General features: G+C 45.5%; 22 protein-coding genes. 9 read left to right on the top strand and 13 right to left on the bottom strand.

Features of this window, described 5'->3' with window-relative positions:
- The first annotated feature begins 41 nt into the window (after window positions 1–41).
- Window positions 42–1,556 (top strand): phospholipid carrier-dependent glycosyltransferase, encoded by a 1,515-nt coding sequence (locus QUA34_RS05875; RefSeq protein WP_333384794.1) that lies wholly within the window; start codon window positions 42–44, stop codon window positions 1,554–1,556.
- Between the two features lie 149 nt (window positions 1,557–1,705).
- Here QUA34_RS05875 and trmB read toward each other — a convergent pair whose 3' ends face one another.
- The 3 genes from trmB to csaB all read right to left on the bottom strand — a co-directional run bounded on the left by trmB (window position 1,706) and on the right by csaB (window position 4,310).
- The gene (gene trmB, locus QUA34_RS05870; protein WP_333384791.1) at window positions 1,706–2,338 is read right to left on the bottom strand and encodes a tRNA (guanosine(46)-N7)-methyltransferase TrmB; all 633 of its coding nucleotides are present in this window, start codon (window positions 2,336–2,338) and stop codon (window positions 1,706–1,708) included.
- 159 nt (window positions 2,339–2,497) lie between these two features.
- Window positions 2,498–3,250 carry a Uma2 family endonuclease gene (locus QUA34_RS05865; protein WP_333384788.1) on the bottom strand — a complete coding sequence of 251 codons (753 nt, stop codon included), beginning with the start codon at window positions 3,248–3,250 and terminating at the stop codon, window positions 2,498–2,500.
- A gap of 22 nt (window positions 3,251–3,272) precedes the next feature.
- A complete protein-coding gene (csaB, locus tag QUA34_RS05860; protein WP_333322051.1) occupies window positions 3,273–4,310 on the bottom strand; it encodes a polysaccharide pyruvyl transferase CsaB in 1,038 nt (345 codons plus the stop codon).
- A 406-nt stretch (window positions 4,311–4,716) separates the two neighbouring features.
- Here csaB and QUA34_RS05855 point away from each other — a divergent pair, with 406 nt between their 5' ends.
- Window positions 4,717–5,028 (top strand): DUF2499 domain-containing protein, encoded by a 312-nt coding sequence (locus QUA34_RS05855; RefSeq protein WP_333384785.1) that lies wholly within the window; start codon window positions 4,717–4,719, stop codon window positions 5,026–5,028.
- 16 nt (window positions 5,029–5,044) lie between these two features.
- Entirely contained in the window at window positions 5,045–5,464 is a 420-nt protein-coding gene (locus QUA34_RS05850) for a lysozyme inhibitor LprI family protein (RefSeq protein ID WP_333384782.1), read from the top strand.
- 73 nt (window positions 5,465–5,537) lie between these two features.
- On the opposite strand, the gene QUA34_RS05845 is transcribed toward QUA34_RS05850, so the two are convergent.
- Window positions 5,538–6,401, bottom strand: coding sequence for a DUF4037 domain-containing protein (locus tag QUA34_RS05845; protein WP_333384779.1), 864 nt, complete (start codon window positions 6,399–6,401; stop codon window positions 5,538–5,540).
- A gap of 260 nt (window positions 6,402–6,661) precedes the next feature.
- Here QUA34_RS05845 and QUA34_RS05840 point away from each other — a divergent pair, with 260 nt between their 5' ends.
- Window positions 6,662–10,561, top strand: coding sequence for a DNA polymerase III subunit alpha (locus QUA34_RS05840; RefSeq protein ID WP_333384776.1), 3,900 nt, complete (start codon window positions 6,662–6,664; stop codon window positions 10,559–10,561).
- Here QUA34_RS05840 and QUA34_RS05835 read toward each other — a convergent pair.
- The 3 genes from QUA34_RS05835 to QUA34_RS05825 all read right to left on the bottom strand — a co-directional run bounded on the left by QUA34_RS05835 (window position 10,538) and on the right by QUA34_RS05825 (window position 14,238).
- Window positions 10,538–12,622 carry a protein kinase domain-containing protein gene (locus QUA34_RS05835; protein WP_333384773.1) on the bottom strand — a complete coding sequence of 695 codons (2,085 nt, stop codon included), beginning with the start codon at window positions 12,620–12,622 and terminating at the stop codon, window positions 10,538–10,540. The two genes, QUA34_RS05840 and QUA34_RS05835, sit on opposite strands and share 24 nt — an antisense overlap.
- A gap of 329 nt (window positions 12,623–12,951) precedes the next feature.
- Window positions 12,952–13,290 carry a DUF3593 domain-containing protein gene (locus tag QUA34_RS05830; RefSeq protein ID WP_333322069.1) on the bottom strand — a complete coding sequence of 113 codons (339 nt, stop codon included), beginning with the start codon at window positions 13,288–13,290 and terminating at the stop codon, window positions 12,952–12,954.
- A gap of 297 nt (window positions 13,291–13,587) precedes the next feature.
- A complete protein-coding gene (locus QUA34_RS05825) occupies window positions 13,588–14,238 on the bottom strand; it encodes an ATP-binding protein (protein ID WP_333384770.1) in 651 nt (216 codons plus the stop codon).
- Window positions 14,239–14,824: 586 nt separating this feature from the next.
- Between QUA34_RS05825 and QUA34_RS05820 the strand changes: the two genes are divergently transcribed.
- Window positions 14,825–15,568, top strand: coding sequence for a pentapeptide repeat-containing protein (locus QUA34_RS05820; protein WP_333322076.1), 744 nt, complete (start codon window positions 14,825–14,827; stop codon window positions 15,566–15,568).
- Window positions 15,569–15,670: 102 nt separating this feature from the next.
- Here QUA34_RS05820 and QUA34_RS05815 read toward each other — a convergent pair whose 3' ends face one another.
- Window positions 15,671–16,729: an alpha/beta fold hydrolase gene (locus QUA34_RS05815; protein ID WP_333322078.1), complete on the bottom strand. Its 1,059-nt coding sequence runs from the start codon at window positions 16,727–16,729 to the stop codon at window positions 15,671–15,673.
- Window positions 16,730–16,847: 118 nt separating this feature from the next.
- Window positions 16,848–18,308 (bottom strand): Asp-tRNA(Asn)/Glu-tRNA(Gln) amidotransferase subunit GatA, encoded by a 1,461-nt coding sequence (gene gatA / locus QUA34_RS05810; RefSeq protein WP_333082744.1) that lies wholly within the window; start codon window positions 18,306–18,308, stop codon window positions 16,848–16,850.
- A 1,093-nt stretch (window positions 18,309–19,401) separates the two neighbouring features.
- On the opposite strand from gatA, the gene QUA34_RS05805 reads away from it, so the two are divergent.
- Window positions 19,402–19,857 (top strand): helix-turn-helix domain-containing protein, encoded by a 456-nt coding sequence (locus QUA34_RS05805; protein WP_333082743.1) that lies wholly within the window; start codon window positions 19,402–19,404, stop codon window positions 19,855–19,857.
- A 190-nt stretch (window positions 19,858–20,047) separates the two neighbouring features.
- Here the strand turns inward: QUA34_RS05805 and tnpA are convergent, their stop codons facing one another.
- Complete coding sequence (gene tnpA / locus QUA34_RS05800; RefSeq protein WP_333322080.1) at window positions 20,048–20,446, bottom strand: IS200/IS605 family transposase; 399 nt, start codon at window positions 20,444–20,446, stop codon at window positions 20,048–20,050.
- 105 nt (window positions 20,447–20,551) lie between these two features.
- Between tnpA and QUA34_RS05795 the strand changes: the two genes are divergently transcribed.
- The 3 genes from QUA34_RS05795 to QUA34_RS05785 all read left to right on the top strand — a co-directional run bounded on the left by QUA34_RS05795 (window position 20,552) and on the right by QUA34_RS05785 (window position 23,945).
- Window positions 20,552–21,640, top strand: a complete 1,089-nt coding sequence (locus QUA34_RS05795; protein WP_333322082.1) for a transposase — start codon at window positions 20,552–20,554, stop codon at window positions 21,638–21,640.
- 110 nt (window positions 21,641–21,750) lie between these two features.
- A complete protein-coding gene (locus QUA34_RS05790; RefSeq protein ID WP_333322084.1) occupies window positions 21,751–23,052 on the top strand; it encodes a serine hydrolase in 1,302 nt (433 codons plus the stop codon).
- Window positions 23,053–23,108: 56 nt separating this feature from the next.
- Entirely contained in the window at window positions 23,109–23,945 is an 837-nt protein-coding gene (locus QUA34_RS05785) for an alpha/beta hydrolase (protein WP_333384764.1), read from the top strand.
- A gap of 128 nt (window positions 23,946–24,073) precedes the next feature.
- On the opposite strand, the gene QUA34_RS05780 is transcribed toward QUA34_RS05785, so the two are convergent.
- From QUA34_RS05780 to QUA34_RS05770, 3 genes are all read right to left on the bottom strand, one after another.
- Window positions 24,074–24,352, bottom strand: coding sequence for a DUF1816 domain-containing protein (locus QUA34_RS05780; RefSeq protein WP_333384762.1), 279 nt, complete (start codon window positions 24,350–24,352; stop codon window positions 24,074–24,076).
- A gap of 293 nt (window positions 24,353–24,645) precedes the next feature.
- Window positions 24,646–26,034 (bottom strand): 23S rRNA (guanosine(2251)-2'-O)-methyltransferase RlmB, encoded by a 1,389-nt coding sequence (gene rlmB, locus QUA34_RS05775; protein WP_333384759.1) that lies wholly within the window; start codon window positions 26,032–26,034, stop codon window positions 24,646–24,648.
- Window positions 26,035–26,297: 263 nt separating this feature from the next.
- On the bottom strand, window positions 26,298–26,744 hold the full coding sequence (locus tag QUA34_RS05770) for a ribonuclease III domain-containing protein (RefSeq protein ID WP_333227565.1): 447 nt from the start codon (window positions 26,742–26,744) through the stop codon (window positions 26,298–26,300).
- Window positions 26,745–26,904: the final 160 nt, after the last annotated feature.

Raw genomic sequence — 26,904 nt, 5'->3', positions numbered from 1 at the left:
GATCACCCTCAAATCTAGCATTTACTATTTACTGCTGTTTTATGAAAATCCACAAAAAACACTTCAACAGATATACTTTAGTTTTTTGCTTAGGAATGTTGGCTGTGTTCCTCCTATCCTTAACACTACGCTTTTGGGAACTGGAGCGATTTAACACTTTAGTATTTGACGAGGTTTACTACGCTAAATTTGCCAACGATTATCTCACCAAAACTCCTTTTTTCAACGCTCACCCGCCTCTGAGCCAGTACATAATTGCGATCGGCATTTGGATCGGCACTCACCTTCCCTTCGGAAAAACAGCCGTCAACAGTATGGCTGGTTCCCTGCTTTCTCCTTGGGATTACCGCTGGCTGAATGCTCTTACAGGTTCCTTTATTCCGCTAGTTGTGGGAGCCCTGGCTTATCAGCTAGTTCCGCGCCGCACCTTTGCTTTTATTGCTGCTTTATTGATCGCTTGCGACGGTCTGTTTTTAGTTGAGTCTCGCTACGCGCTGAACAACATTTATCTGGTTTTATTTGGAATTGTAGGTCAGTTATTTATTTTAAAAGCGGTAGAAGCAGAAGGCAAAAAGCGCTGGCTTGGGCTGGTAGTCGCCGGAATAGGTTTCGGCGCATCTGCGGCTATCAAATGGAACGGATTATGGTTTCTTTTCGGTACTTATCTAATTTTAATCTGTGCTTGGGCAGTTCGTTTTATCCAGGGTAACAGAGGAAATGAAGAACAAAGCCGCGAGGTAGATTCGCCTTTAATTCCTGCCGAAAGTCCCGTACAAAAACTGACTAAACTCAATTTTATAGAACTCTGCTTAAGTCTAGCTATTATTCCTATTTTAGTTTATAGCATCTCTTGGATTCCTCACCTGCACTTTAATCCAACTCCCAATTTCTGGCAGATGCAAACGGAAATTTTGACTTATCACCAGCGGATTAAAAGCGGCCCAGATGTGCATCCTTACTGTTCCACATGGTACAGTTGGCCGTTGATGCTGCGCCCGATAGTTTACTTCTTCAAAAAAGCTAGCAACAATGCCCAACCCGATCCGGTTTTGCCGCCTTTACCTGAACGTGCAACTGAGGTAATTTTTGACGTTCACGCAATGGGAAATCCCTTCCTTTGGTGGCTGTCAACCTTAGCTTTAGTGCTAGTAATAGGAGTTTTAATTCACCGGATTTTAGTGTGGCTGCAAACGCGCAGCGAGGCTTCTGTTGACACCATAGAACAGCAGCGGCCGATTTTGTTTCCGCCGACTGCTGAAATGTGGCTGGGGTTATATTTAATAGTTAATTGGGCCGCTAATTTGCTGCCTTGGGTGAAGGTGACTCGCTGCATATTTTTGTACCATTATATGGGGTGTTCTGTGTTTGCAGCCTTAGCACTTGCTTGGTGGACTGACAGGTGGCTGCACAGCCCTCAAACTCGACTCCGAGGGATGGGGGTAACAATTATTTTTCTGGTTTTGGGTGCTTTTATTTTCTGGATGCCTATCTATTTGGGACTGCCTTTGTCGCAAATGGAATGGAAAATTAGGATGTGGGTGCCGTCTTGGGTTTAAGTTAGAAATAATTCTTTTGTTAACGGGATCTCCGGCCCGTTCCACAAGAAAATTAAGTTTTGTGGAACAGGCATCTTGCCTGTTCCTAACAAAGGTGCAAGATGTAAGTTATAACATTTATGACAAAGGTGAGTTGGCAAAAGCGAGCATTATTTTTGATACAGTGCTCGATAAACTGGTTCGCCCCGTTTCAGAGTAGCAATTTCTCTTTCAGTAGCAACAGGTAGGGGATTTTCTGCTAGCCATTCGCCCCCATTTTGACGTTTAAAACTAGGGTGAGATGAAAAGCGATCGCACATTTCCCTTTCTACTTCCTCAATATCTGACTGGATAAAAACTTCGCCGCCAATTGCCAGATAAGTTGCCAATTCGTTGACTAATTCTTGCTGCACCACCCGCCGTTTGTGGTGCTTTTTCTTGAACCACGGATCGGGAAATTGAATGCTAACTCGCTGCAAAATACCTGCGGGTAAAGTTTCTAAAATTGGCTTTAGGGAACTATTCGCATTGCAAAACAAATAGTGCAAATTTGTCAATCCTTTTTCGTCCCGCCAAAGATTCGCCTCCTCTACCAGAGGTTCCCGAATTTCTAATCCTATAAAATTCCAGTCTGTTTGGATTTGCGCCATATGCCACAAAAACCTTCCTCTGCCGCAGCCGATATCTAAATGCAGCGGTAAATTTAAGTCGGCATAGATTTTAGTCCAATCCGGGGGACTTGCAGATGCTTGATATCTAATTGATAGGGGATTGACGTGTTCCCGCACTCTTACTCTTGCCAATTTTGCTGTCTCCTGAATGTAATTTTTAACCGCTGATGAAGGCAGATGAACGTGGATTTACGCAGATAAATATTGATTTTTGCGATGTTGTTCAATACTTTTTAATTAATGAGCAATCTTAAATTACAGAGAGACAATTTTAAACTGCTCATTATTGCATTAGGCCTCTGGTTCCATGCCTGCTGCTCTTAATTGGGCGGCTAGTCGATCGGCCCGTTCTCGTTCTTGTTCAGCTCGATCTTGAACAATTTCTATTTCTTGCCTTTCCCTTTCTACCATCTCTACTCCCCACAATAACATCTCTCCGCTCTCATCCCACCACCGCAACCAATATCCAATTCTTTCGGCTTTTGTTCCCTGCCAAACACCCAGAAATAACCCAACTCCTGAAATCCAATAACGGCCGAAAGCATCGGGTGGTTGTACTTCATACTTTCCTGATGAATCCAAGTGGTAGACTTCTAACACTCCCGTGGCAGGTTCAAAAAGTGCATAGATTGGCACTCGCAATATTTGCTCGTAAAAATACCATTTTCCAGGCGGATAAGTTTGTTTACTAGAATATTCATCGTTGGGAGTAGCTGACAAAAATTCCATCACGATCGCCGGAATGTCTCCTTCTAAGTTGGGAGTGTAACTGCGGCGAATTTCTTGACTAGAAAGCGGTTGTACGTTGCGGGCATAAAACCAATCTGGAGCTTTGATTACTAGCTTGCCGTTTAATGTAGCGCAAATTCCCATGTTTGGGGCAACTAATATTCCTGTTATAATTAGCCCTGCGATTTCTAAGATTTCCCGCAAGGCTGCAGCGAGCAAGGGTTGGTCGATATTTTCCACAGGTTCCTCGTCTAAAATGAAGTCGTCTGGCAATTTTTCCCAGGTAATTTTTAAGTCGGCTGTACTGATTGTCATTGTATTTCACCTCTAAATGAGATTACTGGAGTGCAGTTTGCAATACTTCGCGGTGAAAGAGCGATCGCCCTACAATAAATTTTATCCTGTCTGACGATAAGGCGTCGCCGTTAGCATAGTGTTCGATCCAGGTTTTGCTGATTAAATAAGGATCGTCTGGCAATTCTGATAATAAGTATCCCGGCATTTCTAGCTCTTCCATTAACTGGCTGACTTTCGGATCGTAGCTGAGGGCAAAACAGCGGCATTCTTCCGATGCTGCCATAATTAAACTGTGGTAGCGCATCCCGATCGCCATTTCGACTCCCCGGAACACTCCTTTCAATTTTCTCGGATCGTCTAAACTGAGGATGCGACTCCTTTTCGGCAGGGCTTCGTGCAAATGTTGGGCAATTTCTAAGTCGTGAGACGCTTGAAAAGGCAGCAGCAAAATTAAGGTGCGAGTTGCTTTTTGAAAGTCAACTAAAGCTTGAGTTAAGATTGACAAACGGGCAGGAGTTAGTGTAGAATGAGAACGCAAACAAACAGCAACTCTGGGTGCTGGTAAATCCCACAAACCCGACACGGGAGAATTCTCCAAAGCCCACACAGGATCGGGCGCTAAAGTAAAGGGAATTTTCCAATCTGCAAGTAAAGTAGCTGAGCCTTTATCCCGCACGCTGACGGCGGTGCATCCAGCAAAACAGCGCTGAGATAACTTGCGAGTCATTTCGCGCTTCAAAGGGCCGATTCCCTGGGCCCAGGCAACAGTTTTTAAGCCCATCCGCTGCGCTAATCCCATCAAACCCCCATAATAGAAAGGGCTCGCTATGCTAGTAGCGTCTTGGATTAAACTACCGCCGCCCCAAATTAGCGCGTCGGATGTGCGGAGTGCTTCGAGAACTTGGAAGGCATTCATACGATCGCGCGCAGCTACCCCGTACCGCTGATTTGTCTCGACAGGATTGCCAGACAGGACGATCGGCGTCACGCCATCTGGTAACATTTGCAGTAGCGATGCCAACAGCGCCTCGTCGCCGCCGTTGCCTTTACCGTAATAGCCGCACAAAATTGCTCGCATTTCTACTCTTTTGTTTGTTTGTGATGGAGAATCTAAGTATTTTAGATTTTAGATTTTAGATTTTAGATTTTTTTGATATTTGAGATTTGATCCTACTACCAAAAAAATGCTACTGTCATCAAGCTTCAAGGCTTTACGTCATCAGTCAGCTCAAATCGCAAATCTAATAAAATCTCGAATCGCTAATCTAAAATTGTATGACCAGCCCAAAAACAGGTACAAGCCCCGACTTAAGTCGTGGATGCTCCTAAAATTTTAGACCAAAGCTCAAGCTCCAAGATTCATCTGTGGAGTAAATCTAAAATCTAAAATCTAAAATCTAAAATCGACTGACTCATCATACTTTATATGACCGTTGCGTAAGTCCCGATCGATAAATCTTTCATCTTCGTTCACAATACAAAAAATGCACGCTTTGTCAATTCCCACCTGGATTATTCACGTCTCTAGCGTCGTCGAGTGGATTGCCGCCATCTGGTTAATTTGGACTTACGGCGAAGTCACTCAAAACCGAGCTTGGTGGGCTCTTTCCGCCGGAATGCTGCCCGCTCTTGTCAGCGCTATGTGTGCCTGTACATGGCACTATTTTGACAACTCCCCAGCCCTAGAATGGATTGTTACCCTGCAAGCGGGGATGACTCTCATCGGCAATTTTACTCTATGGGCCGCGGCTTGGTGGATTTGGCGATCGGCTCAACCAGAAAAAATTAAAGATTGAAAAAGAGGTAAATATTTTGAAAAAAATCACTATTTGGGTCAAATTAGCCGCGAGTTCGCTGTTGTTAACAGCCGGATTTTTGCTTCCCAGCAAAGCCAGCAACACTTCCTTGCAACTCGCCCAACAGCCCAACTGCAAAAGTCCTCAAACTACACAGGAGCAGAATGCGTGTTCCAGTCAAGAGTTTCAGGCAGCAGACAGAAAACTCAATCAAGTATATCAGCAACTTCAGCCGAAACTCAACAGCAAACAAAAGCAAAGATTGATAGTAGCACAGCGTAGTTGGCTCAAGTTTAGAGATGAATCTTGCAATTATGAAATGGGGCAGTTTGAAGGTGGAACTTTGGCTGCTTCTACCTACGGTTATTGCAGAGCGAGGGTGACACAAGAACGAGTGAAAGACTTGGAGCGTTATTTGCAACAAGCAAGTTTGTAAAAGTTCGATCGCTATTTAGGGAGGTGCACACTGCTAACCCTAGGATATGAAACTATTGTTTTGTGGCACTTACCTAGTTAGCGAGAGAATTAGTAGCAATTAAACCTGCCTCAATCAACAATCGATCGAGACTGTCAACCAGTCCATCAAGACAATGTAAAATTTGGCGATCGCCTGCAGGTAACGAAACAGAATTAGTTAGACTATAAATTTGGCTTTCCAAATCTTCCGGCAATTTTGAACACAAAGCTGTTGCCCTTTCTACCAGACGCTTTTCGCCCGGATGAGGGATAGAATTAATAGCAAAAACAATATCAAAATAACTGCCTAAAAAAGCGGCTGTTCGATGGATAATACTTACTGAATCGCGGCGCAAAACCGCGGATTCTAGCTGGTGGCGAAATGAAAAAATCTGGTGGCGCAAAATCGGATAATTTTTGGCAATTATCGCTTGACGGAGTTGTTCGGGATAAGGTCGATCGACCTTGGCTTGCAATTGCTGAAACCAACCGTCTCTTTCATACAATGATACTGAGGTGAGAACGTTCCACCAAAAACAGGTTGAATAACCTACTGATGCTTGATGTTTGACCAGGACGCGATCGAGTTCTTCTTCGATCCATTCGGGCTGGCGGTACATAATATCTATACCGCAGCCAGTGTTAATATCTATCCACTCGTCCCCTGGTTCCCAAAATTGATTGTTGATGGCGATGCTATCGGAAAATTGTCTCGCTATCGCCTCCCGTATGTCAACAGGAATTTCCTCTTGAACATATACGTAAAAATCAAAATCCGACGACTCATCCGTAACTATAGTTGTTCGAGAACCTGCTAAAACTACGGCTACAACTTGAGGCAAACTGCTAAAATGCTCGCCAATAGTTTGAGCCAGCGGGGGCATTACTTCGAGAGCTAGTTGATAATTGTGCAGCATTTAATTACCTGGTTAGCTACTTAAAAAATAACAGCAAATGCTTAACTGTACCGCTCAAGATTTTAATCCATAACCTTGAACTCGTAACTCAACAATTGATAATTGTTAACAAATACGGCGGAGGCGAACTGATGCGCTGTGACATCAGACCCCCAACCCAAACCAGCTCAAAAGTGATATAAAATTTTGTTTTTTATTTTACCCTTTGACACGCCAATGGTGTAAAATCTAAATTCTCAAATCTTATATTTTAAATCCCTATGTCCTTCGTTGGTTTGCACATTCACAGCGATTATAGCTTACTAGATGGGGCTTCTCAGCTACAACAGCTCGCAGAACGGGCGGTGGAATTGGGGATGCCCGCGATCGCCCTTACAGACCACGGGGTGATGTACGGGGCGATCGAACTCATCAAAGTTTGCCGAAATAAAAATATTAAGCCGATTATTGGCAATGAAATGTATGTCGTCAACGGCGATTTTGAAGTAAAAGTTCGAGGTAGAAGAAAATACCATCAAGTTGTTTTAGCTAAAAATACCCAAGGTTATAAAAACCTCGTTAAACTAACCACAATTTCCCACTTAAAGGGAATGCCAGAAAGAGGTATTTTTGCCCGCCCCTGCATCAACAAGGAACTGCTAAAACAATACTCCGAAGGTTTAATTGTCACCAGTGCTTGTTTGGGTGGCGAAGTTCCCCAAATGATTCTCCAAAACAAGCTAGATACTGCCCGTGAAGTAGCCAAATGGTATAAAGAAGTATTTGGGGAAGATTACTATATAGAAATTCAAGACCACGGTTCCCCGGAAGACCGGATTGTTAATGTTGAAATCGTTAAAATTGCCCGCGAACTCAAAATTAAAATAATTGCCACCAATGATTCTCACTATATTTCCTGCAACGACGTAGAAGCACACGATGCTTTACTGTGCATTAACACCAACAAACTGATTGAAGAAGACAAGCGGATGCGCTACAGCGGTACTGAATATCTTAAGTCCGCAGAGGAGATGGCGCAACTGTTTCGAGACCATTTGGATGATGAAACGATCAAAGAGGCGATCGAAAATACCCTAGAGGTCGCAAATAAAGTATCGAGATACGAGCTCACAGGAGAAGCTCGAATTCCCACAATTCCGATTCCCCCAGAACATACAGCCGATACTTATGTAGAAGAAATATCCTGGCTGGGACTGTTAGAACGCCTCAAGGCCCGCACCAGAAATGAAATCCCCCCAGTCTACAAACAGAGACTAGAATACGAACTGAAGATGCTTCAGCAGATGGGCTTTTCAGAATACTTTTTAGTAGTTTGGGACTACATAAAATATGCTAGAGATAACGATATTCCAGTAGGGCCAGGACGCGGTTCTGCCGCAGGTTCTCTAGTTGCCTACGTCCTCAAAATCACCAATATAGACCCCGTACACCACGGACTACTATTCGAGCGATTTCTCAATCCCGAACGGAAATCTATGCCAGATATTGATAGCGATTTCTGCATAGAAAGGCGAGACGACATGATTAAATACGTTACTGAAAAATATGGTAGCGAGCGCGTAGCGCAAATTATTACTTTCAACAGGATGACATCAAAAGCTGTCTTGAAAGATGTTGCTAGAGTGTTAGGTATTCCCTACAAAAAAGCAGACGAAATGGCAAAATTAATTCCCGTGTCTAGGGGGAAACCGGAAAAACTTAAAGTGATGATTTCCGATGACACACCTGCACAGGAATTTAAAGACAACTATGAAAATACAATTTGCATAAATGCAGAAACTGGTACTGAAGTCCCCGTTCGTCAGTGGATTGACATGGCAATTCGCATTGAAGGAACCAACAAAACCTATGGTGTTCACGCGGCAGGTGTGGTAATTTCTTCAGAGCCGTTGGATGAAATTGTACCGCTACAGAAGAATAATGAGGGTGCTGTGATTACCCAATATTTCATGGAAGATTTGGAATTTTTGGGGCTGCTGAAAATGGACTTTTTGGGATTGAAAAATTTAACAACGCTCCAGAAAACTGTTGATTATATTAAGCAAACCCAAAATCTAATTGTCGATCCAGAAATGCTACCTTCTGATATAGAGCGCCGAGCTCAAGAGACTTTTGGCAGAATCAAAAAGTTACCCGATGATGTAGATAAAACATATAGACTTTTAGAAAGAGGAGATTTAGAAGGTATTTTTCAGTTAGAATCATCTGGAATGCTGGATGTAGTGAAAAAACTCAAACCTTCCTGTCTGGATGATATTTCTTCTATTTTGGCACTTTACCGACCTGGCCCGCTGGATGCAGGTTTGATTCCTCAGTTTATTGACTGCAAGCACGGTAAAACAGTTGAGTATGATCATCCGCTATTAGAACCGATTTTAAAAGAGACTTACGGAACGCTTTGCTTTCAAGAGCAAATTATGCGGATGGCTCAAGATTTGGCGGGCTATTCTTTGGGTCAAGCTGACTTGCTGCGGCGCGCAATGGGCAAGAAGAAAGCTGATGAAATGCAGAAGCAAAAAGAAACGTTTATCGACGGCGCAACTAAGAATGGAGTCAGTCAAAGAATTGCTGAAAAGTTGTTCGCGCAGATGCTACAATTCGCGGAATATTGTTTTAATAAATCCCATTCAATGGCCTATGCGTATATCACGTATCAAACTGCCTATTTAAAGGCGAATTATCCTCTAGAATACATGGCGGCACTGCTGACGGCTAACAGGGGCGATCAGGATAAAGTACAGAAATATATTGCCAATTGTCTCAAGTTGGGTATTGAGGTTGAGCCGCCCGATGTTAATAGCTCTGAACTTACTTTTACACCGATGCCGAAACAGATGACTGGAGCTGCAAAGGATAAAATTTTGTTTGGAATTTCGGCTGTTAAAAATGTGGGAGAAGCGGCAATTGAAAATATTTTGGCGGCGCGCCAGGAAGGGGGTAAGTTTAAATCGCTCGCTGATTTGTGCGATCGCGTAAATCTCCATTCTGTCAACCGCCGCGCTTTAGAAGCATTAATTCAATGCGGTGCTTTTGATAAAATTGAACACAACCGCAATCAATTAGTACACGACCTCGAAGGGGTGATCAAATGGGCGCAAGATCGCAAAAGAGACCGAGAAAGTGGCCAAGGTAATCTTTTTGACTTGTTAGGTGCGAATAGCTTTGGCAAGTCGGTCAATACCTATGAGTCTGCGCCCAAATCTAAAGCGGTAAAAGATTTTGAAAAACAAGAGAAATTGCGTTTAGAAAAAGAACTGCTTGGCTTTTATGTGTCAGAACATCCCCTAAAGTTTCTCATGCAAGTAAACGAAGACCCCGATGTTGTGGCTCTCGAACAGTTAGCAAATAAAAAAGGGAAAGTATCAGTTATTGTCATGCTCAGCGCTATCAAAATGGTAGTGACAAAAAAAGGCGATTCGATGGCAATTTTGCAATTAGAAGATTTGACAGCTCAAATAAAAGCTGTGGTGTTCCCCAAGGCTTACGAACAAGTGAAACCTTACATTGTAGAGAATGCGATCTTACTGATTAGTGGAAAAATAGAGAAAGATGGCGAGGAAATTCAGATAATTGTAGACACTGCAAAGCCCGTTAAAACAGTACAGGTTGAAGAGGAATTCGAGAGGGTTCAACCGGAAACACAAAACTCTTGGGCGGCGCAACCGGAAACACAAAACTCTTGGGCGGCGCAACCGGAAACACAAAATTCTTGGGCGGCGGAACCAGTCAACGTTGTACGATCGACAAAACCTGTCGAAGTTTTAGAAATGGTGATTGTCAAGCTGACACCGCAGCAAGTACAAGACGGGAAAAAACTCAATTCTCTCAAAGCGATTTTACAAGAACTTTCCAATCGTGGAGAAGGTGCTAGCGTTTCGGTGGGCGGAATTGTTGTCGGTGAATATTCCTGTCAACCCCTTCGGATTAACCCTCAATTGTGGGTGCAAGATGGCGAGGGAACTGTTAGCCGTCTCAAGTCGGCTGGATTTGATGCTTGGGTTTTTCCTCTACACAATCGCGGGGATGCTGCGGTGTTTCGAGAAATGCGATCGCAACTTAATGTACATTCTTGGGCGAGTCGCTTACTTGACACTGACACCGATCGCCTTCACAAGTATGTCAATTATCTCGCCCAACTAAACAGACGCCCGCCAAATTAACACTTCGCCACCATCCCCACCGGTGACTAAAGTTTGACCGTCAGGACTAAAAGCCACCGGATTGCACCCAGCAAGAGAGGACAAACATTCTCCTGTTTCCAGGTTCCAGAGTTTAACCGTACCGTCTCGACTGCCGCTAGCCATAGTTTCGCGATCTGGACTAATCGCCACCGAAATTACCGCATCAGAATGCCCCCTCAAAGTATTAATCAATTCCCCTGTATCGGCATTCCACAATTTAACAGTAGCGTCGGCACTTCCACTGACAATCGTCTTTCCATCTTGACTAAATGCGATCGCATAAACCCAATCTGAATGACCCACAAAAGTCCGTACACTCTCCCCAACACCTACCAGCCACATCTTGATAGTTGTGTCAGCACTGCCGCTGGCCAGCATCATACTTTGAGGGCGAAAACTAACAGATAAAACCTTATCAGAATGTCCCGAAAGCTTTTGAACTAATGCTCCGTTGCGCTGGTTCCACAATTTAATACTCTTGTCGCCACTGGCACTCGCAATTGCTCCAGAGTCGCAACTAAAAGCCACCGAGTACACGGACCCGTAGCGATGACTGTACGGCGAACCAAAATCGCTGTAAAATTCGCGAATCATCGCCTTTTTATCCAGCTTCCACTCAATGACTTTTCTGTCAAAACTGCCGCTAACCAGCATTCTCCCGTCTGGGCTAATTGCCACAGCATCAACCGTTGCGGAATGGCCGAAAAAAGTATGGATGAATTCACCTGTTTGCAGGTTCCAGAGCTTAATTGTTTTATCGTCGCTGGCGCTCGCGAGAATATTACCTTGAGGATTAATAACTACAGCATTAACCGGAGCCGAATGGCCCTGGAGAATGCGATCGCACCGCCAGTTATTAGAGGACAATAATCTCGGATCAGCGGATGGCACAACATGAATCTTCTGGGGCGGCGCGGCCGAGACGGCGGTTGCTGTATTTGGCTGCGAGTTAGTTACTGGCGAATTAATAGCTATTTGTGTTGGGGAATTATAACTGATTTGAGAGCGGGGATATTGCCCAAAATTTACCAAGTCTTGCAACACTTCAGCAGCGGATTGATATCGCTCTCGTACCGAATCTTTGAGCAATTTATTCAAAATAGTTGCTAATTTTTGGCTGACTTTTATGCCTTTTTGCGCCAAGTGCGATCGCCAAATCCATTTGCATTCCAAAGCATCGAACAAATCCTTCAATACCGCCCCAGTTAGCAGGTGAATGCAGGTAACGCCCAAACTGTAAAGGTCGCTCGCCGGATAAGCCTTGCCGCTGCGAATTTGTTCGATCGGCGCATAGCCCGCAGTTCCAGTTATCGTCCCAGTTTGCGCCTCAGAAAAGCCGGTAATGTGCTTAGCAACTCCAAAATCTACTAGCACAAACTGACCCCCCCTGGCCTTCCCCTGTACAGCAGGAGATTCAGCGACAATTATCCCTTTCATACCACCAGAAGATTGAGGTAAAGATGCCCCTCCTTTTCCTTTACCAGGAGTCGAGGGGCCATATCCCGCCGCCCACAAGGTTTGGGGAGTTCTCCGCACAATATTTTCCGGCTTAATATCCCGATGAATCACCTGCTGCTCGTGAACAAATTGCAAAACAGGCAACAAATTGATCAACAATTCCCAAATCTGTTCCTCGCTAAAAGCTCCCCGCTGCTGCAACTCCTGAAACAAATTATTTCCCTCGATTAACTCTTCCACAAGATACAGACGTTTGGCTTGTTCAAAAGAAGCCAGCAAACTTGGAATCTGCGGGTGTTCTCCGAGTTCGTGCAACCGGTGAGCTTCTTGTTTGAACAGTGCAGTTGCCTTTTCTAATTCAGCTTTTTCTTGAACTTGGGGGAAAAATTGTTTGATGGCGCAGGGAGTTTTCAACCTATCTTCATCGACAGCTAAAAAAGTTCTGCCAAATGTTCCTTCACCGATAGGTTGAATGGCGCGGTAACGCTCTTTCAGTAGCAATTTAGAGCCGCAGGCCAGACAAAAATTGGTTGAGTCAGCATTCTGCGGCTTTTGGCAATGGGGATTGAGGCAATAGCTCATCTTTTTTCCGGCCTGGAGATTCCCACCACAGCTAAACTTAGCAACATGGTAGTCTGTTTCCACTCACGCCCAGAGCACCATTCTCGATAATACCTGAGAAACTCGCTTTCTTAACCAAAAATCTCGGCTCTCAACTTGAGCCCGTGCCAAGAAACCAAGGTGAGGACACTAGAAGTGCTTGATGTGAGTTTCCATATATTCTAATGCTTTCCTAAAATTTTGCCGGTTGGCGGCTCACAAACTGGTATGTCAACAGTTAATTAACTGTTAACTACGGCTATTCTGGAGCATTTATGCGGAGAGTAAATACAAAACTGAGATGAGCTCGGCTATTCTCCCCCATCTAAAAGACACTCTGGCTCCTCGCCGCCCTTCTGTGAGGATGCTTTGGCTTTAATCACCGCTTCTCTAAAGCCTAAAACTAATAAAATATTGGCAAGTGTCAAGAATAGTTCCGCAGAACCGTGCAGCCAATCGACATTTGCTAGTGACTCGTTGTAGGCCACTTTTGCGTAAATTGCGGCGGGAATCGTCACCGCTACAAAAACGAGAGTGCCGTAAAATCCCATTAGAGCTAAACGGGGTGTTTTTCCCGATCGAGTCAAAAACCAGAGAAATCCCAAGTAGGGAAATAGAGACAGAACAAATAAAGTTTCTTTGGAAATCATTAGTAATTGGTGAGCAACCAGATACTATGATAAATTAAAATATCAAAAATTAGTGTTAATAATTTTTAACTTTTAATGTTGAGTTTTTAATATTTAATTAGACAGATGCACCCGTTTCTATCAAACCGCTATAGAATCACCCAAGACCATAGCTCTTAACCCAAGCCGCAGCAGGTTGGCAGTATTCAAACCCCCTTACCCACTCGGAGACAAAACCCGTTACTTTTCCCCTAACACCGTTTTTAGCATAACACATTTTTCACCGTGCCAGTCTGTTAATTGTCCCTCACTCCCAAGCTACCCAGCAATTAGAAATAGAGACTGTTCCACAGTTTTCTGTCTGGTAGGCATCAAGCAAGTATCGTTCACAACCTCTAAATCCAAGCCGTTATTTCTATCTTCTGCCAGAATTTCCTTCAGCTTAGCATTAAAATCAAAACACGGGCCGCAATCCCAAACTTTGAGTTCCAACCGTCCCTTAAATACCCTAATTTCCAGTTGAACAGGAGTTTCTACTGGCAGATTTTTGTGAGCGTGGCGAACTGCATTAGTGAAACCTTCAGCCAACGCCAACTGCAAGTTCCACCAAACTTCATCGGGGAGCGATATATCTTTCAACTGTTCAAACCACAACAAAACTTGGGTTAAAGCATTGACATCTGTGTTGACTTGCAGGCTAATATGTTGAATACAAGTTTCATTCAGCTCTTCTTCCTGCTGTTTTTCAGTCTGCCAATCCCAGGTGTTTAATAAATTCATTAACCCATCTAAAATGCTAGCTTTTTTTATATTTTGGGAGCGATCGCGATTTTCTACTTCGTAAGTTTTTCTTAGCGACAAACAGTTTCGATTGTCGAGAGTCCGGGTGTAACTGAGCTCGTCTGCAATCTGCCACATGAGTTTGATCCCCCTGCCGCCTTCTGCAAGTCGATCTATGCTGTGAGACATCTATTTTCCTCGTTTGAAAGTATTAGCTGTACCCTATTTTCCCGCCCGCCGAGACACCCGGTATCTTTTTTATACTTGCTGGCTCGGTATTATTTCGGGGATCACACAAAAATGCTATCTTTTTTATAGAAGGCAGCGCATCAGCAATATGTCTTAAGAGTCTAAGCCAATTGGCTTATTTATCGATCGCCTGTACGGAGAACGATCGCCCTCGGCAGCAAAATCCAACTGAATCGATTACAAATACTTATCCGTTGTCGGAATCGGCCACTTGTTCCAGCCGTCGCAAGCTCCCGAATCCCTGGTATTCAGGGCATCCGGCCGTTGGCCGCTCGCTGCAAAGAAGCCTTGAGGTGCGCGCTTTCATCCCCAACGTGTAAGTAATATCCGTGAGCGCGATCGAACCTTACACCGTCGAGTCGCGTCCATCCACTAGACTAGGACTTACGCAAACCACCCAGTTTCTGCTTAGAATATTGGGTTTGACAGCGAGGAATTAACGAGGAAACCGGGTTTTTTTGTCCCCCGCGCGTAAGTCCCGCAGACAAATCGGTGATGAAAGGCAGTTACAGGACTTACCAAGACTATGACCAAAATCAAACTGAAAATTCTGACTGCTGCGATAATGCTACTCCCATTTTGCGCCGCACTTCCCTTGCAAGCTCAAAATCTGTCTCTAGTCAAGCGGCTGCTAGAAACCAGAGGATGTCCCGGATGCGACTTATTTGGCGCTTCCTTGAGCCGTGCAGATTTGTTTGGCGCTTCCTTGAGCCGCGCCACTCTCAGCAGGGCCGACTTAGTTGATGCCGACTTGACTGCGGCTGACTTAATGGAAGCTAATTTAAACAACGCCAACATGAGAAACGCCTTTTTGGCTGACGCCGACCTCAGCAAAGCCGACATGAGCAGAGCCGACATCAGGGGAGCAAACTTAGAAAATGCTAACCTCAGCGAGAGTTTTCTGCGAGGCGCATCGCTCCAGTTGGCTAACTTAAAATGCAGTAATTTGAGCGCCGCTAAACTAAATAGAACCGACCTGAGAAATGCTGATTTAAGCGGTGCAAATCTCACCGGTGCCGACCTCAAAGAAGCCGATTTAAGCGGTGCAAATCTCAGCGGTGCCGACCTTAGATCGGCCGACTTGACGGATGCGAGATTGAACAAAGCTAATCTCACAGATGCCAATCTCTGTGGCGCCCGGATGCCGAACAGAAAAACCTCTCGGCGAGGCTGCGAAGTTAAGAAAGAACCAGCGCTCAGCACGAACAATTACTGTAATTACTGCTATGCTTTGAATGACTGGTGGCTAAATGTATTAAGGTTCTACTAAGCAGTATCATCGTCATCACTACTGTGTTTAATATGTACTGTTAGAAGTGCGAGCAGGCGGTACAGATATCAAACTTAACCTGTTACCGCCAATAGCTTTTATCTACTTTGAAGAACCTAAAAATTGGCTCAGTATTTGCAGATATTCTGCGCCCCCGATCTGTGCCACATTAGTGTGACCTCCATCAGGAACTATGTAAAGCTGTTTGGGTTCAGGTGCTGCCTCAAACATTTTTTTGCTCATTTCCACTGGAACTACATTGTCAGCAGTCCCGTGAATAAAGAGCACGGGCATTTGCAGGCGATCGACTTTTGAAAGAGAATCAAACCGCTGTGTCAGCAAAAAATCGATCGGAAACATCCAAAACAGCCCTTTTTGAAAATTCACCATCGCCCGCGTCGAAGTAAAAGAGCCTTCTACGATTAACCCCGCCGCCTCCGGGTGACGCACGGCTAGATCGATCGCGATCGCGCCTCCCAAAGAATGACCGTAGATATAAATTTGATTTGGGTTAATCCCGCGCTGTTTCACCAAATAATCCCAAGCAAGTTGAGCATCCTCATAAACCTGAGATTCACTCGGAAAATCGCCCTGGCTTTTTCCATAACCACGATAATCCATCACAAATACCGACAAACCTAATCGATGAAATCGATGAGCGTGTTCGACATTTGATCCCACATTTGAAGCATTGCCGTGCAGGTACAAAACTACCCCCCCTAACCCCCCCTTAACAAGGGGGGGAACCGGAGCGACTGCCGGTCTCTCACTTTGCGGGGACGTTCCGACTCCTCTAGCTCCTCCCCTTGGCAAGGGGGGGCTGGGGGGGCTATCCGAGTCTCCGGTGTTAACAGAGGGAACAGCCTCTCCCTTTCTTGCTCTCCCCCTTGCTAAGGGGGGGCTGGGGGGATTTTCCGAGGCAGGAATCCACCACCCGTGCACGCTGTCAACCGCGCCTGTTTTAGTTGAAATTGGCAGCCAGACATCTTGATATTTCAACTGAAAATCATCTGGCGTAGTTTCGATCGCCCGCGCAGGAAAAAAGATAAACTTACCTTGCGCTACAAATAGGAATACACAAGCAGCAGAATAAGCAACGGCCAAAACTATCCCAAAAGCTATTAGCGATTTAGACAAAAGGAATACTAGCAAATTGTTCATAGATAGAGCACGCGGGAAATTAGAGATCGCTCAAAAGCTAATGGCAAATTATTAATTCAGACAATTAGCCAAGATCGATTACTAACTTCCGCCACCGTATTCCGCCGATTTTCAAAAATTAATGCAATTCCGGGTGGTGTAAGTGCCAATTCGTAGACTGTTCGTAAGCGTGAGCCACTTGAAACAACCGAGATTCTTGCAAAACATTACTAATCAGTTGTATACCCACGGGCAGTCCTTTATCATCAAATCCGCAGGGCAAACTCAAAGCTGGCAAACCAGCAAGATTCACGGGAATAGTCATCAAATCTGACAAATACATACTCAGAGGGTCATTGAATTTTTCGCCTGCCTTAAATGCGGTAGTAGGAGCAGTGGGACAGACTAAAACATCAACTTGAGAAAAAGCTTTTTCAAAGTCTTCTTTAATCAAAGTCCGAACTTTTTGAGCTTTTAGATAATAGGCATCGTAATATCCAGCCGACAATACGTAAGTGCCGATCGCAATCCGGCGTTTAACTTCCGCACCGAACCCCTGAGAGCGGGTTTTGGCATACATATCCAAAAGATTATCGGAGTCTGGAGATCGGAAACCGTACTTCACTCCATCATATCGCGCCAAATTTGCCGAAGCTTCCGAGGGAGCAATGATGTAGTAAGTGGGCAAACCGTAGCGGAAGCGGGGACAAGAAATGACTTGAATTTCTGCGCCCAATTGTTGAAATTGCTCGATCGCCTTAGTAACAGCGTCTTTAACCCCCGAGTCCAGCCCTACACCAAAAGTTTCTTTAATTACACCAATTCTAATTTGACCCTTGGGTCGCAAACTGGGTCTTAAAGCTTGAGCGTAGTCAGGAATTGGGACATTAAGACTCGTGGAATCTCTCGGATCATAACCGGCGATCGCTCCCAACAAAATCGCCGTATCCTCAACAGTCCGGCCAAAGGGCCCGATTTGATCGAGAGAAGAAGCATAGGCCACCAAACCGTAGCGAGAAACCAACCCATAAGTTGGTTTCAGCCCCACCAACCCGCAAAAAGCAGCAGGTTGGCGGATTGAGCCCCCAGTATCCGAACCCAAACTCACGACGCATTCTCCAGCGGCTACCGCTGCAGCAGAACCGCCAGAAGACCCTCCGGGCACGCGCTCCAAGTCCCAAGGATTCGCGGTAACTTGATAAGCAGAAGTTTCCGTCGAGCTCCCCATTGCAAACTCGTCCATATTCGCCTTACCCACAATCACCGCACCGGCTGCTTGGAGTTTGGAGACGACGGTTGCATCGTAGGGAGGCACAAAATTCTCCAAAATCCGAGAGGCGCAGGTTGTGGGAACGCCCTCGGTGCACATATTATCTTTAACGGCGATCGGGATGCCGGCCAACAGGCCAATTTGCTCTCCGGCTGCGATTTGGGCATCCACTTTATGGGCCTGCGCCAGTGCGCTGTCTGCCGTCACGCACAGAAAGCTTTTCAACTTCGGCTCTAGCTGGGTAATTCGGTCTAATGCTTCTTGAGTAATTTCCACAGCAGAGCGTTCTTTATTGACCAGTTGTCGGTGCAACTCGCGGATGGATGCCATGCTCGTACCTTTATTATTTCTACTTTGAGACAATACAGTTAATATAACTGGCAATTGTACCTGCTTACAGCCCGAAGGCAAAGTCGGCTATTTTTGTGGCGAAAGTTCGAGCCTCAAAGAGGACTCCGCTAACGGGCGATAGGTCATTTTATCTACAATAGATTAAATTCCCCAAATCCCACCGAACACAAAATAGCGATCGAGTTTTTTACCTCATCTTTTAACAAACCAAGAATGCAACTGTATCAAAACTTATGCAACAAGTGGTTGGACGCACGAATTATGTGAGGAAGCGGTAATGTGTGCAATGAGACCCCTACATAATTAGGTTCTGCCTCCAAGAATGTGTATGCAAGATCACAATCATTAGGGAATTAGTCATTCCCAATTCTGCAATCTAAATTCTCAAACATTAGAACCTAGCTTCTCTTCGACGCCATCCAGTATTTAGGGAAGAAAAAGATGGCATATAAAATAAACCAATTCCCGATTGTGAATGCTTTATTCCGGGTAACTTTCAGAGTATTATAATTCACAATACATATTTATTTATTTATTAGGTTTAAGTTATTTTAAAGAGCATAACTAGCAGCGTTTAAAGCTGATTTTATAAAAAACTCATCTCCTGTAAGTCCACAAAAAAATGAACTTAAAATAAAAAAAATATGATAATAAAGATTAGATTATGGCGGTCTATAGCCTAATAATTAGTATCCGATTATGAAGAATACTTTTTTATTCAAAAATGACTAAAAGTTATCATTCAGCCGAGTGAATTAAGGGCCGCTGCCCGATCGAAGAAAATAGCGATCGACCTTTTCCGATCCACGCCCCTTGTGCCAGAGGTCAACAAGCCTGTCAGAAATCTGGGGTTCACAAAAAAGCTGGGAACGCTCACCGCCACGCCGTGGTCTCCTGTTGCGCGCACCTGCAAAAAAACAGCAGTCCTTCCTCAATTGCGACTAGCTGCGTGCATCTGCGGTAAAAAAAGCTACTTATTTGCCCGATCGATCCCCAGGAAAATAATTTCATCCGGAATTATCCCCAAAACCCAAGATATATGGTAAGAAGTTCCCGATGCCCCGTTGGAGGAATGCCACCTAAAGCTCACTTAGAATCCCACCTGACGGCAGAGGAACTCAAAATTCGCTACCGGCAGGCACAAAACACCACAGAGTCGCGCCGCTGGCACTTGCTGCTGTTAGTGTCCCGAAATTGGACTATCAAACAAGCAGCCCAAGTCGTAGGTCTCAACTACGACTACGCCAAAGAAATTGTCCAGCGCTACAACCGAGAAGGGCCTAACTCTGTGAGAAATCGCAGCGGAGACCGCCAGCCCCCTCCTGCAAAATCCTTGCTGAATCCTGAACAGCAAGAAGAACTGCGACAAGCGCTGCAAGGCCCTGCCCCCGACGGCGGAGACTGGACAGGCCCCAAAGTCGCTCGCTGGATTGCCGAAAAGATTGGTAGCGATCATGTCTGGCCCCAACGCGGCTGGGATTACCTCAAGCGGTTGGGTGCTGACTGGCGACGGCGGCGCAGAAAGTAGATAGTTCGCAATATTTAGAGGGGGTTGATTGCTTTGGTGCGATCGCTCCCTTTATTTTGGTTATTTTGCCACATTGGCGCGATCAAAACCATTTGAGATTTGAGATTTGAGATTTGTTCTTCAATCTACAATCTCCGATCTAAAATCTAAAACCGTTTGACAAAAAAAATGAGATACAAGCCCCGTCCTTCTAGGACGGCTTTTCTTGGTTTCTAATATATTCCTTCAAAACTTCTAAAGGCGCACCTCCTACAGAAACAGCAAAATAACTAGGACTCCACAAAGCTTCTTTGTGGGGTTTTTCGTGTCCAGCCTGTCCGTACCGACGACTGGAAACGCCTTTTAATGCGTTAACAATTTGAGATGTCGATAATTTAGGCGGATACTCAATCAGCGCATGAACATGATTGCCTTCGCCATCGAACTCTAGCACTTGAAAGTTCATTTTTTGAGCTACCTCACGAAACGATTTTTCAATCAAATCAAGACTTTCGCTCGTAAATACAGACCGACGATACTTTGTTACGCAGACCAAGTGCATTTTAAGTTCTGTAACAGAATTGCGCTCATGGCGGTAAATAGTTGTCATTACTTGCAAACCAATATATAATCAAACCTACAGACCAATATTAGTATAAACATGAAGGCGAGGTTCAAGTACAGATTTTATCCAACGACAGAACAAAAGCAGAGCTTGGCTCGGCTGTTTGGCTGCGTGAGGAAGGTCTGGAACGATAGCCTAGCTCTCTGCAAGCAGTCCGAGAAAAAGCCAAGTTCGGCCGAACTGCAAAAAATCGTGATCACCCAAGCGAAAAAGACCGAAGAAAGAGCTTGGCTAAGCGAAGTCTCCAATATTCCTCTACAGCAATCTGTAGCGGACTTGGAAACGGCTTTCAAGAACTTTTTCGACTCCTGCAAAGGAAAGCGAAAAGGTTGCAAGGTTGGTTATCCCAAGTTCAAAAAAAGAGCAAATAGCCAGTCGGCACGATTTAGGATTGGGGGTTTTTCTCTGAAAAATGGCGGTGTCTATTTAGCCAAGATAGGTGTTGTTAACCCTATATGGTCAAGAACACTGTCATCCGAACCTAGCTCTGTCACAGTAATCAAAGATTGTGGAAATCGTTATTTCCTGAGTTTTTTAGTAGAAATTCAACACATTCCATCTGAGGCGAAAAACCAAAGTATCGGAATCGATTTAGGAATCACAACTTTTGCAGTGATGAGTAACGGTGAGGAAGCCAAAAGCCCTAGCTATAAAAGTCTAGACCGCACAATCCGTAAACTTCAACGTAAATTAGCTCGCCAGCCGAAAGACTCTAAAAGGAGAAACATAACACGAATCAAGATTGCTAAATTGCACAACCGCATTGCCGACACCCGTAAAGATTTTCTGCACAAGTTGTCAACTAAAGTAGTTAACGAAAACCAAGTGATTATTTTGGAAGATTTAAATGTATCCGGGATGGTAAGAAACCGGAAGCTCTCAAGGGCAATTAGCCAGCAAGGGTGGAGAGAGTTTAGAACTCTCTGTGAATCCAAATCCGAAAAGTTTGGCAGAGAGTTTCAAGTAATTAGTAGGTGGGAACCTACTAGCCAAGTTTGTGCGGATTGTGGTTTCAAATGGGGTAAAATCGATTTGTCTGTTCGTTCAGTGCTTTGCCTGAGTTGTGGTACTAAACAAGATAGGGATCAAAACGCTTCTAGAATTATAGAGAAAGTCGGGATGGGGAATCGCCACGACTCAAAACGGGCGCAGAGGGATTGTCAGACTAGCAACGGTTAGCAAAACCCGATGAAGCGTCAAGAATCACCGCTCATAAGAGGCCGGTGAGTATTTCAATGATGTAACAATAGCTGCTTATATTGAATAGGGTTGTGTGGAGGATGTTAAATATGCCAGAAATCAGGGGTTTTTTGTCGATCGCCAACAAGATGGCGGCAGTAGTAGCCGGCATTGGACTGGTTCAGATGTTAACCATCGCAAGTTCATTCTCTCAATCATCTAACCCGCGTTCCCTCGACGAACTCTACAAAATTCGCGATGGGCTGATCACCGAATTAGAACAACCCTCATCTCCCTCCCCAGAACCAACCATCCTTTCCGGCTTAGTTCCCTTCGCAGCTAATCCTCAAGAACAACTGCTACAGCAGTTGCAAGCGGTGGAAGCTCAAATATTAGTAGAACAGAGGGCTAACGACAACTTACAGCAAGCAGTCCGTTTAGCCAACAGAGCCGTAGAAACTAAACGGCAGCCAAATAAGTCGATCGAATCTTCGCAGCAAACTCAATTTTTCTGGCATCAGGCGCTCAACAACTTGCAGGAAGTTCCTCAAAATTCATTTTTAGCTTCCGTCACTGCCTCAAAAACTCAAGAATACCGGGAAAATTTAACAGCAGCAACCTTTCAAGTGCAGCAAGCAAAATCTGATGTTTTGGGTGCGCTTGCCCGAGAAAGCGGTTTGTCGGCTCAAGCTTCGATCGGTATTTGCAACCTTTCTAGAGAATGCGTAAACCTCCGGGGCGATGTACCTCCTGTCAGTCCAGCCAGCTTAATTAAACTGCCGATTGCTGTCGCCCTGATGCAAAAAGTCGATAAAGAAAAAATTAGTCTGAACCAGGAAGTATTAGTCACTCGCGGTAATTTCACCGAAGACGCATCGGCAAAGATTAGGTCCAATCGCAATTACCCGCTACAGCTACTGTTAGAAGAAATGATCTATCGCAGCAGCAATATCGCCACCAATCAACTGATCGATTATTTAGGTTCGGATTACATCAATCAATATTTAGATAATAGCGGCTACGAAGTCACCCGCGTCAACTTCAAATTAATGGGGGAAAGAATTATGCCCTCCAACCCCGGTTCGGGTCGCAACCGCGTGACTGCTAACGAACTCACCGAAATGATGGTGCAAATTTACAACGGCGAAACACCCGGTGCTAAACTGTTAATAGAAACTCTCAACCGCCAGTACGATCACGCTCTGGGATTTGCTGCCTTGGAAGGAACTAAAGCTCAGTGGTTGGGGGAAAAAACTGGTCAAAATTCCTGGGTGCTCGGCACAACTTTAGCGATGAGCATTGACGACGAGGCCTATGTGATTACTGTGATTGACAGCCGCAGCGGCGAGCTACAAATGCGCCAGTCTATTTCTAAAATTGCAGATTACATGGTCCGAAACCCCAGCTTTTAATCGCTGGAATATACAATTTATAGCGGGGGAAAACGCACCGCCCAAACAGTTAAAAAATGCCGCATCAAAAACTCAGTGTTTCCGTCAAAGGCAAAGGATTTCCTATTCTCTGCTTGCACGGCCATCCAGGTTCCGGCGATTGTATGTCGGTATTCACAGAACACCTCTCAAAACGCTTCCAGACGATCGCCCCAGACTTGCGCGGCTACGGCAACAGTCGCACCTCAACTTTCTTTGAAATGACCGATCATCTGGTGGATTTAGAAGCACTATTAGACAGATTAGGAGTCGATCGCTGTTTGGTGATTGGATGGTCTTTGGGAGGGATTTTAGCCCTGGAATTAGCCATGAAATATCCCCAGCGAGTCACCGGTTTGATTCTCCTTGCATCCGCAGCCAAACCGCGAGGAAGTCACCCTCCCATCTCTTGGCAAGATAACCTTTACACCGGTTTAGCCGGAATTATCAATTGGGCCCTACCCGGTTGGCAGTGGAATATTGATACTTTTGCGAGGCGATCGCTCTTTCGCTACTTGATACAGCAGCATAACGCCACCCCTTACCGCTACTTAGCACAGGCAGGTACTCCCGCCTACCTCAAGACTTCCAACACGGCCACCAAGGCGTTAAATACCGCTCTGAGGGCTGGATACGATCGACTGCTGCACCTTGGCGACATTCAATGTCCCAGCTTGGTGTTGGCCGGAGAGGCCGATCGGCACATCACCTCAGCATCCAGTTTAGAAACCGCCCGCCACCTCCAGGATTGTCAGTGGCAGTGCTATCCCAATACAGCCCACTTGTTCCCTTGGGAAATTCCCGATCGGGTAATCGCAGACATCGATAGTTGGATTGAGAGTCACCCCGAAGCAGTTGGAAATTGCGAGTGTTGAGTTGGGAGTTTGTCAGAAGCAATTTATCACCCAACACTCAAGAGTTTTGAAGTTATAACTCACAACTCAAAACCGCACAGCGTTGCGAGGGAAGCGTAGCCCTCTCAAAACTCAAAACTCCCCTGTTTCTACTGACCGCTCAAAACCGGCCACAGCCCTCCATCACCAAGCTTTCCCAAATCTTCTGCAACAGTCAAAGTAATTGGTTTGCAGCGGTAAATCGAAACACTAACACCTTCTGCCCCTTCATTTTCTATGTCTTCTACATATCCTGCTTTTGCCGTTTCCGCCTCTCCCTGGGTTAAGAACGGGCCAAAATAGTAAATGCACCGCGGCGCTGAAGTTTTAACTTCAACCCACCAAGCCAATCCGAAAAAGTTGAGCAAGCTAATCAAGAATTCTTTCATCTGCTTTTCTAATGTATTTGACGGTGTTTTCTGGGTGCTGCGAACACGCCTAGGCTTTTGTTATTTACACGTGGCTGACTGCTGCCAAGAACCGCTCCAAACCTATTTAAATATATCTAAATAGATTTGTGTCGAATTCCTGTTTGAACGTAGGGGCAAGACCCCTTATACTTTGGCCTGAACAAGTAACGACAGTCGATCGGCTATCCTTACTTGTTCCCGGTGTGATGCCACTCCATTCTGGGCGACATTCACAATAAGCTACTCTGTTGTGCTCTTTTTTTCAACCACCTTTACGATCCGTGTACGTGAAACTTTTTGGGCCCGCGCTGGCGGTAAATTTCGTATAAAGCCATCCCCGTTGCTACGGAGACATTCAGGCTAGGAGTATGGCCCCTTAAAGGAATTGAAACTAATCCATCACATCCGCGCTGTATCAAAAGGCTCAAACCGTCAGCTTCACCGCCCACCACTAAAACAGTGGGCCCCGAGAACTTGACTGTCTCTACCGATTGACCGACACCTGCTGCAGTGCCATAAATCCAGAATCCAGCCTCTTTGAGTTCTTCCAGCGCCCGGTTAAGATTGACAACCCTCGCCACGGGCAGGCTTTCTAATGCCCCTGCTGCCACTTTTCTCACTGCTGAGGTAATCCCAACAGCCCGTCGCTGCGGAATCACCATGCCCTGAGATCCCAATGCTTCTGCGGTGCGAATAATCGCCCCTAGATTGTGCGGGTCGTTGAGTCCTTCTGCTACCACAATTACTGGATCTTCGCAAGCCGACTTAGCCTTTGCGATCAGCTCGCTCAAATCCAGGTATTCGTAGGCTGATACTTGAGCGGCTACGCCTTGGTGGTTTGCTTTGCGCGTGATGTAGTCGAGGCGCAAATCGTCAACTTCGTCAATGATGCTGCCATTGGCTTTGGCTTCGGTTAGCAAGCTGTGAAAGCGGGGATCGTAGCGCAGGTGGGGAACAACCCAGATCCGGTTGAGGACTTGGTTTGTTTCTAAAGCTGCTTGCACCGCATGGCGGCCGTAAATCATGTCGTCTGTGTCTGCGTCTGGTTGCACGACAGTATTTGAGGCACTGTCAATAGGGCGAGTGTCTCTGTCCTTGTCTCTGTCTCTGAAATGGTTGCCCCGGAATTCCTGCGGGCTATTGTCTTTGTCTCTGTCTTTGTAATAATTGCCCCTCGATTCCTGCGGGCTGCTGTCTCTGTTTCTGTCTCGGAAATTGTTGCGGGCCGGCTGCGGGCTGCTGTCTCTGTCTCTGTCTCGGAAATTGTTGCGGGCCGGCTGCGGGCTGCTGTCTCTGTCTCTGTCTCTGTCTCGGAAATTGTTGCGGGCCGGCTGGGGGCTGCTGCTATCTCTGTCTTGGTAATAATTGCCCCTGGATTCCTGCGGGCTGCTGTCTCTGTCTTTGAAATGATTATTTCTGCGAATTTCCGGTTGGCCGTCGGCATCGGATCTCCGTTTGAAAATTGCTCTCACAGGCATTTCTCGTGATTGCGGGGCGAAGGTTGATCGCTTTTGAGGCGCGTCTACTCCGCGAGTATCGGGACGGGGCTTGCGTTCAAAGCGGGGAGAGGATGGTTGTGAGTCCTGACGGCGGCCTTCGCTTTTGAATGGCTTGCTGTCGGAATTGGATCGCGAAAAGTTGGGTTTGGTAAATTTTCTCATGGGTTTCTTGTGCTCAAAACGTTTTGGCTGAAGGCTAGTCGATTGTAGATGGTAGATGTGAGATTCTTGATTGAGGGAGCAATCTTTGGGCTTTGAGATTTGAGATAGTCTAGCGAGGGAGCAAGGATTTTGCTGTGTTCAAATTGCTAGTTAATAACTGATCAATCCTGTTTTGCCGATCAAGATTTTTGCGGTTTTATGTTAGCCGTGCCAGGATGGTTAATTAATCCCTCCCCATTCCCAACTTTTAACTGCTAAATCCTTTAAGTCTCAAGATCTAAAAGTGCCAGAAGTTCGGTCAATCTTTCGGGATCGGTGAGATACAAATATCCGATCAAAGTTTCTAAGCTGCTGGCTTGTTGGTATATCTCTGGATCTGCTCGCTTAGAACGGCCCGCTGCAGCATTGCGGCCGCGCTTGACAATTGCTAATTCTGTACTGTTCAAGTAAGGAGAGATCGATCGCAAATGACGCGCTTGAGTTTCGGCTCGTACTTGCCCCACCACTAATTCGTGATAAGCTTGCAATCTTCTGGGTGGCACTAAGTACGAACTCCGAACGTAGAGTTCGTACACTGCATCTCCCAAATATGCCCAGGCTGCGGGCGAAATTCTTTCTATTTCTGCTGGTGTAGCCCTCGCAGGATGCACTCGATTTAAACTGATATCCGTCAGACTCAGTTTGAGTCCGTCATCTGCGATCGGCGACATACTTTTTTAAATAAAACTTCCGCACAGCTTGGTTTTTCTAGTCACTTACTTATTTCGTCTTTCGTTACTTCAGCAATTATAGCTTTCACAGGAGTGTTCGCTGTCCGATCGCGAAGCGAGATATATAGGCAAAGGTTGGCGTGACGATCGCACTCCTAAA

This window comes from Microcoleus sp. POL10_C6, from assembly GCF_036701585.1.
Lineage (GTDB): Bacteria > Cyanobacteriota > Cyanobacteriia > Cyanobacteriales > Microcoleaceae > Microcoleus.
This window is presented reverse-complemented; position numbering and strand designations above follow the sequence as displayed.